The organism is Kribbella lupini, from assembly GCF_039529595.1.
GTDB classification, from domain to species: domain Bacteria; phylum Actinomycetota; class Actinomycetes; order Propionibacteriales; family Kribbellaceae; genus Kribbella; species Kribbella lupini.
This window is the reverse complement of record NZ_BAAANC010000001.1, coordinates 2,158,243-2,171,203: the sequence shown is the minus strand read 5'-3', so window position 1 is coordinate 2,171,203 and position 12,961 is coordinate 2,158,243. Positions and strand designations below refer to the sequence as shown.

The 12,961-nt window shown below is 71.3% G+C and carries 6 protein-coding genes; all 6 read left to right on the top strand.

The window, feature by feature from the left end:
• The first annotated feature begins 8 nt into the window (after positions 1-8).
• Genes pta through recD form a run of 6 tightly spaced genes read left to right on the top strand, consistent with a single transcriptional unit; the run spans position 9 to position 12,961 of the window.
• Complete coding sequence (gene pta, locus ABD235_RS09920) at positions 9-2,132, top strand: phosphate acetyltransferase (protein ID WP_344172289.1); 2,124 nt, start codon at positions 9-11, stop codon at positions 2,130-2,132.
• Positions 2,129-3,328 (top strand): acetate/propionate family kinase, encoded by a 1,200-nt coding sequence (locus tag ABD235_RS09915; protein ID WP_344172287.1) that lies wholly within the window; start codon positions 2,129-2,131, stop codon positions 3,326-3,328. The genes pta and ABD235_RS09915 overlap by 4 nt, the downstream gene beginning before the upstream one ends.
• An 8-nt stretch (positions 3,329-3,336) precedes the next feature.
• The gene (gene manD, locus ABD235_RS09910; RefSeq protein ID WP_344172285.1) at positions 3,337-4,563 is read left to right on the top strand and encodes a D-mannonate dehydratase ManD; all 1,227 of its coding nucleotides are present in this window, start codon (positions 3,337-3,339) and stop codon (positions 4,561-4,563) included.
• A 48-nt stretch (positions 4,564-4,611) separates the two neighbouring features.
• A complete protein-coding gene (gene recC, locus ABD235_RS09905) occupies positions 4,612-7,923 on the top strand; it encodes an exodeoxyribonuclease V subunit gamma (protein ID WP_344172283.1) in 3,312 nt (1,103 codons plus the stop codon).
• Positions 7,923-11,201 carry a UvrD-helicase domain-containing protein gene (locus ABD235_RS09900; protein WP_344172281.1) on the top strand — a complete coding sequence of 1,093 codons (3,279 nt, stop codon included), beginning with the start codon at positions 7,923-7,925 and terminating at the stop codon, positions 11,199-11,201. The genes recC and ABD235_RS09900 overlap by 1 nt, the downstream gene beginning before the upstream one ends.
• Positions 11,198-12,961, top strand: a complete 1,764-nt coding sequence (gene recD / locus ABD235_RS09895) for an exodeoxyribonuclease V subunit alpha (protein ID WP_344172279.1) — start codon at positions 11,198-11,200, stop codon at positions 12,959-12,961. The genes ABD235_RS09900 and recD overlap by 4 nt, the downstream gene beginning before the upstream one ends.

Sequence of the window (12,961 nt, the reverse complement as noted above, 5' to 3'; positions counted from 1 at the left end):
GTTCTGGCATGGGGAGCAGCGTGTACGTCGCATCCGTCGAAGGCTCGACCGGGAAGTCGACGGTGGCGCTCGGCGTGCTGCAGCAGCTGTCGCGCCGGGTCGGGCGGGTCGCCGTGTTCCGGCCGATCGTCCGTCCGGACACCGATCGGCACGGTGGACGCGACTACGTGCTGGACCTGCTGATCTCGCACGACGCGGTCGACCTGGCCTACGAGGACTGCGTCGGGGTCACCTACGACGAGGTGCACGACGACCCGGAGGCCGCGCTGGACGTGATCGTCCGCCGGTACCACGCGGTGGCCGAGCAGGCCGACGCTGTCCTGGTGGTCGGCAGCGACTACACCGACGTCGGTACGCCGACCGAGTTCTCCTACAACGCGAAGATCGCGGCGAACCTGGGTACGCCGGTGCTGCTGGTGCTCAACGGGTTCCGCAGGACGCTGGACGACCTGCAGGCGATCGCGGATCTGTCGGTCGCCGAGCTCACCGCCAACCACGGCGCGCTCGCCGCGGTGGTCGTGAACCGGGCCGACCCGAAGGACCTCGACCAGTTCGCCGAGGCGCTGGCGGTGGTCGGCGTACCGGCGTACGCGCTGCCGGAGGAGCCGGTGCTCAGCCAGCCGACGCCCGCCGACCTGCTGGCGCCGATCGGTGGCCGGATGGTGAGCGGTGATCCCGAGCTGCTGACGCGGGAGGTCACTGGCCTGGTGGTCGCCGGGATGACGATGCCGAACGTGCTCGACCGGCTGTTCGACGGCGCCGCGGTGATCACGGCGGCGGACCGGCCGGAGGTCGTGCTCGGCGTGCTGATGGCGCACGCGTCGCGGACCTTCCCGCAGATCTCGACGATCGTGCTGAACGGCGGGTTCACGCTGCCGGCCCAGGTCCAGCGGCTGATCGAGAGCCTCGAGGTGACGCTGCCGATCCTGGAGACGGATCTCGACACCCAGGCCGCGTCGGCGGCGCTGACCGCCGTCCGGGGCCGGCTGACCAAGGACTCGCCGCGCAAGATCGACCTGGCGCTGGCGTTGTTCGAGCAGCACGTCGACAGCCAGGCGTTGCTGGACCAGCTGGCGGTGGCCCGCAGCAACGCGGTGACGCCGCTGATGTTCGAGCACCAGCTGATCGACGCGGCCGTTGCCGATCGCAAGCACATCGTGCTTCCGGAGGGCGAGGAGGAACGGATCCTCCGGGCCGCCGACGTCCTGCTCCGCCGTGGCGTGGCCGAGCTGACGCTGCTCGGTGACCCGGTGGCGATCAGCGCGAAGACGGCCGGGCTGGGTCTCGACCTGTCCGCGGCGCACGTCGTCGATCCGGAGAACGACCCGCTGGCGGAGCGGTTCGCCGCCGAGCTGCACCGCCTGCGGCAGCATCGCGGCGTCGATCTCGACCGCGCCCGGGAGCTGGTCAAGGACGTGTCGTACTTCGGCACGATGATGGTCCAGCTCGGCCTGGCCGACGGGATGGTGTCGGGCGCGGTCCACACCACCGCGCACACGATCCGGCCGGCGCTGGAGATCGTCAAGACGGTCCCCGGGGTGTCGGTCGTGTCGTCGGTGTTCTTCATGTGCCTGCAGCACCAGGTGCTCGTGTACGGCGACTGCGCGGTCAACCCGGACCCGACCGCCGAGCAGCTGGCCGACATCGGCATCTCCTCGGCCGCGACTGCGGTTGCCTTCGGCATCGAACCGCGGGTCGCGATGCTGTCCTACTCGACCGGTTCGTCCGGCACCGGCACCGACGTGGAGAAGGTGTCCAAGGCAACGACCATCGTCCGCGAGCGGGCGCCCGAGCTGCTGGTCGAGGGCCCGATCCAGTACGACGCGGCGATCGACGCCGCCGTCGCCCGGACCAAGCTGCCGGACTCGCCGGTGGCCGGACGCGCGACGGTCTTCATCTTTCCCGACCTGAACACCGGCAACAACACGTACAAGGCGGTCCAGCGGTCCGCGAACGCCGTGGCGGTCGGCCCGGTCCTGCAGGGGCTGAAGAAGCCGGTGAACGACCTGTCCCGCGGCGCCACCGTGCGGGACATCGTCAACACCGTCGCGATCACCGCACTCCAGGCCCAGCAGGGCACGCCCGAGCAGACCAGGCCGGCCACGCCGCCGGCGGAAGGCGGCAGCCGATGAGCGACCACGTCCTGGTGATCAACGCGGGGTCGTCCTCGCTCAAGTACAGCCTGATCCACGCCGGGTCCGGCGAGGCGGCGGCCGACGGGCTGATCGAGCGCATCGGCGAGTCCGAGAGCCACCAGAAGCACCGCGGCCCGGACGGCGAGACCGAGAGCTCGGACCCGATCGCGTCGCACGAGGACGCGCTGCGCGCGGCGCTGGACGCGTTCGAGAAGCACGGCCCGTCGCTCGACGACCTGGAGCTCGCGGCCGTCGGCCACCGTGTGGTCCACGGCGGGTCGAAGTTCTCCGCGCCGGTCCTGATCGACGACGCCCTGGTGGCCGAGGTCACCGAGCTGGTGCCGTTGGCCCCGCTGCACAACCCGGCGAACCTGGAGGGCATCAAGGTCGCGCGCCGGCTCTTCCCGGACCTGCCGCAGGTCGCGGTGTTCGACACCGCGTTCCACCAGACACTGCCGCCGCACGCCTACACGTACGCCGTACCGGCCGAGTGGCTGGAGGAGCACGGCATCCGCCGGTACGGGTTCCACGGGACGTCGCACTCGTTCGTCGCCGAGCAGGCGGCCCAGCGCCTGAACCGCGAGCTCGCGGACGTGAACCTGATCGTGCTGCACCTCGGCAACGGATGCTCCGCGTCGGCCGTCCAGGGCGGCCGCTCGGTGGAGACGTCGATGGGCATGACGCCGCTCGAAGGCCTGGTGATGGGCACCCGGTCGGGCGATCTGGACCCGGCGATCCACGGCCACCTGGCCCGCGAGCTCGGCTGGTCGATCGACGAGATCGACAAGGCGCTCAACGCGAAGTCGGGACTCAAGGGCCTGGCCGGCGAGAACGACTTCCGCGAGCTGTCCCGCCGGCGGGACGCGGGGGACGAGAAGGCCCAGCTCGCGTTCGACGTCTACTGCCACCGGATCAAGAAGTACGTCGGCGCGTACTACGCCGTGCTCGGCACGGTCGACGCGATCGTCTTCACCGCCGGCGTCGGCCAGCACTCGGCCGATGTCCGGTCCGCCGCGCTGCAGGGCCTGGAGCGTCTCGGCATCCGGCTCGACCCGGTACGCAACGCCGATCCGGCCGAGGATGGTGTGGTGTCCACCGGCGACAGCGACGTCGCCGTGCTGGTGATCCCGACCAACGAGGAGTGGGAGATCGCCCGTCAGGCGGTTGCCCTGGTTGACCAACGCGAGGAGTAGACCGCACCGTGAACATCGCCACCGCCGCAGTGATCGTGACGAGCCCGGACCGGAACTTCGTCACGCTCAAACTCACCACCGACGACGGGCTGGTCGGCTGGGGTGACGCCACCTTGAACGGCCGCGAGCTGTCGGTGGCGTCGTACCTGAACGACCACGTCGTCCCGCTGCTGATCGGCCGGGACGCGCACCGGATCGAGGACACCTGGCAGTTCCTGTACCGGTCGGCGTACTGGCGGCGGGGGCCGGTCACGATGGCCGCGATCGCCGCGGTCGACGTCGCGCTGTGGGACCTCAAGGCCAAGGCCGCCGGGATGCCGCTGTACCAGCTGCTCGGCGGCGCCTCGCGGAACGGGCTGATGGCGTACGGCCACGCGTCCGGGCGCGACCAGGAGGAGCTGTTCGACTCGATCCGCCGTCACCTCGAGCAGGGCTTCCGGTCGATCCGGGTCCAGACGTCAGTGCCGGGCATCGACGCCGTGTACGGCGTCCGGGCGCCGGTGGGCGAGGTGCCCGAGCACCACTACGAGCCGGCGCTGCGGGCCGCGCAGCCGATGGAGGAGGACTGGGACACCCGCGCGTACCTGCGGCACATCCCGAAGGTCTTCGAGGCGGTCCGGTCCGAGTTCGGGCCCGAGCTGCCGCTGCTGCACGACGTCCACCACCGGCTGACGCCGATCCAGGCCGCGCGGCTGGGCAAGGACCTGGAGCCGTACGACCTGTTCTGGATGGAGGACTGCACCCCCGCGGAGAACCAGGACGCGCTGCGGCTGGTCCGTCAGCACACCACGACGCCGCTGGCGATCGGCGAGGTTTTCAACACGGTGTGGGACTACCAGACGCTGATCAAGGACCAGCTGATCGACTACGTCCGGTCGGCGGTCACCCACACCGGCGGGATCACCGCGATGCGCAAGCTGCTCGACTACGCCGCGCAGTACCAGATCAAGTCCGGCATCCACGGCCCGACCGACATCTCGCCGGTGGGCATGGCCGCCGGGCTGCACCTCGACCTGGCGATCCACAACTTCGGGATCCAGGAGTACATGCAGCACGGCGACGCGACGAACGAGGTGTTCCGGCAGAGCTTCACCTTCGACAACGGGTACCTGCACCCCGGCAACGAGCCGGGTCTGGGGGTCGAGCTGGACGAGGAAGCGGCGGCCAAGCACCCGTACCAGCCGGCCTACCTGCCGTACAACCGGCTGAAGGACGGCACCGTCCACGACTGGTAGTCCACACCTTGCAAAAACCGCGCGGCCGCGCGTGGCATGCTTTCCACGATGACCCTGTACCTGCACCGCGCCGAGCGGACGGATGTGCTCGCCGACGGTCTGGGCGATCTGCTCGCCGTACCGCTCGGTGACCCGTTCGCCGAAGAGCTCGTCGTGGTGCCGGCCAAGGGCGTCGAGCGCTGGCTCTCGCAACGGCTGTCCCACCGGTTGGGTGCGGGACCGACCGGTCGGGACGGCGTGTGCGCGGGGGTGCGCTTCACCTCGCCGCGCTCGCTCGTCGCGGCCGTGCTGGGGATCAGCGACGACCCGTGGGCCGCGGACGCGATGACGTGGCCGCTGCTCGCCGTGCTCGACGACTCGCTCGACCAGCCGTGGTGCGAGCCGGTCGCGCGGCACCTCGGTCACTTCGACACCGGCGCGGAGGGTGAGCTGCGGCGAGGCCGCCGGTACGCCGTCGCGTCGCGGCTCGCGCGCTTGTTCGCGGCGTACGCCGTCCAGCGCCCGACGCTGCTCGCCGACTGGAGCGACGGGCGCGACACCGACGGCCTCGGAACGACGATCGACAGCGACCTGTCCTGGCAGCCCGAGCTGTGGCGCCGGTTGGTCGCGCGGATCGACGCACCGCCGCCCGCGGCTCGCCACGAGCAGACCGTCGCACGACTCCGTGCGGAGCCGTCGGCTTTCGACCTGCCGACTCGCCTGTCGCTGTTCGGGCACACGCGGCTGCCGTCGACGGAGATCGAGCTGATCTCCGCGGTGGCCGAGCATCGTGACGTCCATGTCTGGCTGCCGAACCCCAGCGGCGCGCTCTGGGAGCGGCTGCAGGGCGCGACCGCCGGCGTCCGCGCCGATGACACGAGTCATCAGCAGGCGGACCACCCGTTGCTGGCCACCCTCGCGCGCGACAGCCGCGAGCTGGAGCTGGCCCTCGCCGCCGTACCGACCGTCGACAGTCACCTCGCCTCGCCCCAGGCGCCCGACACGCTGCTCGGTTGGCTGCAGCAGGATCTGCGCGGCAACACCGTGGCTGCCGAGGGGCGTCGGCTCGCTCCGCACGACCGCAGCGTGCAGATCCACGCGTGTCACGGCACCGCCCGGCAGGTCGACGTACTGCGCGAAGTGCTGCTCGGGATGCTGCAGGCCGATCCGACGCTGGAGCCGCGGGACATCCTCGTCATGTGCCCGGACATCGAGACCTACGCGCCGCTGATCAGCGCGCGCTTCGGTCTGGCCGACCTCGACCGGAACGGTCACCCGGCGCACAAGCTGCGTGTGCAGCTGGCGGACCGTTCGCTGACCCAGACGAACCCGCTGCTCTCCGTCGCGGCCCAGCTGCTCGACCTCGCCGGGAGCCGGGCCACCGCGAGCCAGGTGCTCGACCTCGCCCAGTCCGAGCCGGTACGACGACGCTTCCGCTTCACCGACGACGACCTCGACACGGTGACGGCCTGGGTGCGCGAGTCCGGCGTCCGGTGGGCGTTCGGCCGCGACGACCGGGACCGGTTCGGCCTGGCCGACTTCCCGCAGAACACCTGGCAGTTCGGCCTCGACCGGGTGCTCGCCGGCGTCACGATGTCGGCCGACGCGCACGCCTGGATCGACACCACGCTGCCGCTGGACGACGTCGGCAGCACCAGGATCGAGCTGGCCGGCCGGTTCGCGGAGTACGTCGATCGGTTGCGAGCGGCAACTGATCTGCTGGACGGCACGCAGCCGCTGGCGGCCTGGCTCGACGCCTTGCGCGGCGGAATCGACCGGCTGACCTCGGTCAGCCACGACGACGGCTGGCAGATCGGTCAGGTCCAGCGCGAGTTCGCCCAGGTCGCGGCCGGCGCGGGGGAGCTCACAGGGATGGTGCTGCGGTTGGCCGACGTACGGTCGTTGCTGTCGGCGCACCTGGCCGGGCGGCCGACGCGTGCGAACTTCCGCAGCGGCACGTTGACGGTCTGCACGATGGTCCCGATGCGGTCGGTGCCGCACCGGGTGATCTGCCTGCTCGGCCTGGACGACGGTGTGTTCCCGCGGTTCGGTCTCGCCGACGGCGACGACGTACTGGCTCGTCGGCCGGTGACCGGTGAGCGCGATGTCCGCAGCGAGGACCGGCAGCTGATGCTCGACGCGATCCTGGCCGCGACGGAGTCGCTGGTGATCACCTACACCGGCGCCAACGAGTACTCGGGTCAGCCGCGGCCGCCCGCCGTACCGCTGGGTGAGCTGGTGGACGTGCTCGACCGTACGACGGAGGCGCCGGTCCGGGACGCCGTTGTGGTGAAGCATCCGCTGCAGCCCTTCGACCGCAAGAACCTCGAGCCCGGGCGGCTCGGTGCGCCGGGGCCGTTCACGTTCGACCCGACCGCTCTGGTCGCGGCGCGGGTCGGCGGCGGCGCACGGCCGCCGCGGCCGGCGTTCATCGGGGACCCGCTCAAGCTGGCCGGTGGCGAGGACGTCGGGCTGGCGGAGCTGATCGCGTTCTTCAAGGACCCGGTCAAGGGGTTCTTCCGGGCGCTCGACGTGACGCTGCCATGGGAGGTCGACGGCGTCTCGGACGCGATGCCGGTCGAGATCGACAACCTGGAGAAGTGGTCCGTCGGCGACCGGATGCTGCACGACATGCTGTCCGGCATCCACCCGGACGCGGCGCTGCAGGCCGAGTGGCGACGCGGCACTCTGCCGCCGGGACGGCTCGGCTGGCGGACCGCGACCGAGATCCGGGACATCGCCCGCAGCCTGGCGGTCGCGGCCCACCCGCATCGCCAGGGCGAGGCCAAGGCGTTCGACGTGGACATCGACCTCGGCGGTGGCCGACGGCTGACCGGGACGGTGCCCGGCGTCTACGGGCACCGCCTGGTCTCGGTGAGCTACTCGCGGCTCGACGCCAAGCAGTTGCTGACCTCCTGGATCCAGCTGCTGGCGCTGTCGGCCAACGACGAGGACCACAACTGGACGGCACTGGCGATCGGACGGCCGAGCAACTCCCGCATGGCCGGGTCGGGGACCCGCGGGTTCGGGCCGGTCGACGCGCAGGCGCGCGGATTCCTCAACGACCTGGTCGCCGTGTACGACGCCGGCCGCCAGGAACCGCTGCCGTTGCCGTTGAAGACCTCGTTCGCCTGGTGCCAGGCCCGTCGTACCGACGACGACCCGATGGTCGCGGCCGGGCGGCGCTGGAAGCCGGCCAACTTCGACGGCGAGAACGCCGACCCCGCGCACGTCCGCGTCTGGGGCCCGAACATGCCGCTCAAGGTCCTGCTCGAACCGACGCGTCCCGGCGAAGAGTGGCAGGGCGAGCCGACCCGGCTCGGCGCCTACGCGGCGCGCGTGTGGGAACCGATGCTGCGCTTCGAGCAGGGAGCCCGCTGATGGACTCCTTCGACCTTCTCGGCCCGCTGCCGACCGGGACCACCGTCCTCGAGGCGAGCGCGGGCACCGGCAAGACCTACGCACTCGCCGGACTCGTCACCCGGTACGTCGCGGAAGGCGCGGCCCGGCTCGACGAGATGTTGCTGATCACCTTCGGCCGCGCGGCCAGCCAGGAGCTGCGCGAACGGGTGCGCTCGCAGATCTCGGAGGCCGAGCAGGCGCTCGCCGATCCCAAGGCGTGGCAGGACGATCCCGGGCTGCTCGGTCATCTGGCCCGTGGCAGCGAGGACGAGGTCGCCGTACGGCACAGCCGGCTGCGCGACGCGTTGGCCAACTTCGACGCGGCCACGATCGCGACGACGCACCAGTTCTGTCAGCTCGTGCTGCGATCGCTCGGGGTGGCCGGTGACACCGACGCCGGGGTGACCTTGGTCGAGGACCTGACCGACCTGGTCACCGAGGTCGTTGACGACCTGTACCTCGCGCTCTTCGCGCGGTCGGCGGACAAGCCGCCGATCACCAGGGCGGTCGCACTGGAGCTCGCGCTCAAGGTGGTCGGCAATCCGCACACCCGGCTGGTGCCCGAGCAGGCCGACGAGTCGACGCCGGCCGGCGTCCGGGTCGCGTTCGCGCACGCCGTGCTGGACGAGATCGAACGCCGTAAACGCCGGCTCGGCATCCTCGGGTACGACGACCTCCTGACCCGGCTCGCGGCGGCGCTGGAGGACCCGGGCGCACCGGCCAGGCAGCGGATGCAGCGGCGGTGGTCCGTGGTGATGGTCGACGAGTTCCAGGACACCGACCCGGTGCAGTGGAAGGTCATCGACCGGGCCTTCAACGGGCACAGCACGCTGGTCCTGATCGGCGATCCCAAGCAGGCCATCTACGCGTTCCGCGGCGGCGACATCGCGACGTACCTGACGGCGGCGGCGACCGCGGGGCAGCGACGGACGCTCGGCACCAACTGGCGCAGCGACCAGCCGCTCGTGGACTGCCTGCAGGCCGTGCTCGGCGGCGCCCGGCTCGGGCACCCGGACATCGTGGTGCATCCCGTCGAGGCGCATCACCAGGGCACGCGTCTGGCCGGAGCGCCGTGCGACGCGCCGTTCCGGCTGCGGGTCGCGCAGCGCGAGCTGTTCGGATCGCCGCGCCGCAAGAGCGTGCCGATGGACGAGCTGCGCGACCACATCACGCGCGATCTCGCGGCCGACATCGGTCAGCTGCTCGCCTCCGGTGCGACGTACGACGGCCGACCGCTGCGGGCGGGCGACCTCGCGGTGATCGTCGAGGCGCACAAGGACGCACGGGCCTGCCGGGAGGCGCTGGGCAAGGCCGGCATCCCCGCGGTCTACTCGGGCGACCTCGACATCTTCTCGTCCCAGGCCGCGCAGGACTGGCTCTGCCTGCTGGAAGCCTTCGACCAGCCGCACCGGTCCGGGCTGGTCCGGGCCGCCGCGACCACGATGTTCTTCGGGGAGACCGCCGCTAGCCTGTACGCCGGTGGCGAGGACCTCACCGACCGGATCGGGCTGACGCTGCGCGCGTGGGCGGACCTGCTGCGGACGCGGGGTGTGGCCGCGGTGTTCGAGGCCGCTCAGCTCCGTGGGATGGCCGATCGCGTGCTCGGCTGGCGCGGTGGCGAACGGGACATGACCGACCTCGCGCACCTGGCCGAGTTGCTGCACGAGACCGCCCACCGGGAGCGGTTCGGCCTGCCGGCGCTACTCGACTGGCTGCGTCAGGAGTCCACCGGCAAGGGTCGTACGGCCGAGCGGACCCGGCGGCTGGACAGCGATGCGGCGGCGGTCCAGATCATGACGGTCTGGGTGAGCAAGGGGCTGCAGTACCCGATCGTCTACCTGCCGTTCGGGTTCAACCGGCACATCTTCGACGACGAGGAGCTGCTGCTGTTCCACCAGGACGGCGTCCGGAGTCTCGACATCGGTGGCCGGAACCGTCCCGGGTACGCGGCCAACGAGAAGCGCTGGCGGGCCGAGGTCGCCGGTGACGACATCCGGCTGACGTACGTCGCGCTGACCCGCGCGCAGTCGCAGGTGGTGGCCTGGTGGGCGCCGTCGTGGGACGAGATCAACGGGGGAGTGTCGCGACTGCTGCGCGGGCGCAAGCAGGGCGAGCCGGTGGTGCCCGACCAGTTGGACCGGGCGTCGTCGGACGACGAGGTGCTGATCTGGCTACGGCGCTGGCAGCAGGCCGGTGGGCCCGTCGTCGAGGACTCCGTGATCGGCGAGCAGGCCGAGCCGATCGAGGCTGAGCTGCCTGCTGGACTGGGGATCGCGAGGTTCTCGCGCGAGGTCGACCTGGCGTGGCGGCGTACGTCGTACTCGGGGTTGATCCGGGCTGCTGAGCAGCAGTCCGGTGTCACGAGCGAGCCGGAGGAGAGTCAGCTCGAGGACGAGGCGCTGGATGTGGTGCCGACGGTGTCTTCAGCCGTTGATGCACTGCCGTCGCCGATGGATGGGCTGCCGGTCGGTGCCGAGTTCGGGTCGCTGGTGCACGGGGCGCTGGAGGAGGCCGACCCCAAGGCCGCCGACTTGCACGCGGAGCTGACCGAGCGGATCCGGGAGCAGCTGCCGTTGTGGCGCGTCGACGTGGCGCCGGACGTGCTGGCGACGGCGATGCTGCCGATGCACACGACGCCACTCGGTCCGCTGGTTCCCGGGCTGACCTTGGGCGACCTCGGGCGTGAGGACCGGTTGCGGGAGCTGGACTTCGAGATCCCGTTGGCCGGTGGCGACGACGCGGGCGCCGACGTACGGCTGGAGGAGCTGGCGCCGCTGCTGCGGGCCCATCTACCGTCGGACGACCCGTTGCTCGCGTACGCCGAACGGCTGGAGCAGCCGTTGCTCGGTGAGCAGAGCCTGCGGGGATACCTGACCGGGTCGATCGACGTCGTACTCCGGGTGCCCGGTGATCGCTTCGTGGTGGTCGACTACAAGACGAACCGGCTCGGGGACCAGGAACTGCCGTCGACCTCGGCCGACTACACGCAGGACCAGTTGGGCGCGGCGATGCTGCACTCGGACTACCCGCTGCAGGCGATGCTGTACTCGGTCGTGCTGCACAGGTACCTGCGGTGGCGGCTGCCTGGCTACGAACCTGCGAAGAATCTCGGTGGAGTGGTCTACCTGTACGTGCGCGGGATGTGCGGTGCGGAGACGCCGGTCGTGGACGGGCATCCGACCGGGGTGTTCAGCTGGCCGTTGCCTTCGGCGCTGGTCGTCGCGCTGTCCGAACTGCTCGACGGGAGGGCCGGATGACCACGAGTGTGGACGAGTTCGACTCTGCGCTGGCGCTCGGTGCGACCGGGCGGTTGCGGGAGTTCAACCAGGCCGGCGTGATCCTGGCCGCGGACGTGCACGTCGCGTCGCGGCTGACGGCGATGCTGGGCGAGACCGACGAGACGGTCGCGCTCGCGTGTGCGCTGGTCGCGCGGGCCGTACGCGCCGGATCGATCTGCCTGGACCTGACGGAGGTCCGCGAGGAGGTCGGCGAGGAGGGCGCTTCGCTGGACTGGCCGGAGCTGGACGCCTGGCGGACGGCGCTGGCGGCGAGTCCGTTGCTCGGGGCACCGTTTCCGTTGCGGCTCGACGGGACGCTGCTGTACTTCGACCGCTACTGGCGGGAGGAGTCGCAGGTCGAGGAGGACCTGCGCGGGCGGACCGCGCGACTGGCGCCGGTGATCGCCAACGAAGCCGTCCTGCGGGCCGGACTCGACCGGTTGTTCCCCGGCGAGTCGTACGTCGAGCAGCGCGCCGCCGCGGAGACCGCGGCGCGGCAGTGGACCACCGTGCTGACCGGTGGACCGGGTACTGGCAAGACCACCACGGTCGCGGGACTGCTGGCCGTGCTCGCCGAGCAGGCGGAGATCGCGGGGGAGCGTCGGCCCTGGATCGCGTTGACCGCGCCGACCGGTAAGGCGGCTGCCCGTTTGGAAGAAGCCGTACGGCGGGAGATGTCCCACCGGCTCTCCCCGGAGGACACCGCGCGGCTGGGCGACTTCCACGCCCGCACGTTGCACATGCTGCTCGGGCGCCGGCCCGATTCGTCGAGCCGCTTCCGGCACGACCGAACCAATCGGCTGCCGCACGACATCATCGTGGTCGACGAGACGTCGATGGTCTCGCTGACGATGATGGCCCGGCTGCTGGAAGCGGTCCGCCCCGGCGCCCGGCTGATCCTGGTCGGCGATCCCGACCAGCTCGCCTCGATCGAGGCCGGCGCGGTGCTCGCCGACCTCGTCGACGGATTGGTTGCCGGAGGCCACATCGAGGCGGCCGAGCTGCGCACCTCGCACCGGTTCGGCAGCGAGATCGGGGAGCTGGCGCTCGCGGTCCGGGAGGATCGCGCGGACGACGTGCTCACCGTGCTGCGCGGCGGTGACGAGCGGGTGGTGTTCGTCGAGGACGGCGATCCGCGGGAGACGTTGCGGTCGGCGCTGCTGCCCGACGTACTGGCAATTCGCGAGGCCGCCGAGGCGGGCGACGCGGACGCCGCCCTGGCCGCGGTCGACCGGCATCGGTTGCTCTGCGCGCACCGGGAAGGGCCGTGGGGTGTGCAGCAGTGGAACCGGACGGTCGAGCGCTGGATCACCGAGGAGACCGAGGACCCGCTCTGGGACACCTGGTACGTCGGGCGGCCGGTGCTGGTGACCGCGAACGACTACGCGCTGGGCATCTACAACGGCGATGTCGGCGTGACGATCCGGCGGCCGGACGGCTCGCTGCGCGTGTGCATCGCGGGCGCCCGCGGTCGCCGGGACTTCGCGCCGAGCCGGCTCGGCAACATCGAGACCCTGCACGCGATGACGATCCACAAGTCCCAGGGCAGTCAGGCTGCCGAAGTCACCGTCCTGCTGCCGAACGAGGAGTCCCGGCTGCTGACCCGGGAGCTCTTCTACACGGCGATCACCCGGGCCGTGGATCGCGTGCGCGTGGTCGGCGGCGAGGACTCGGTCCGCCTGGCGCTGGGGTGCCGGGCGCTGCGAGCTACGGGCCTGCGGCAACGATTGGGCAGTTGA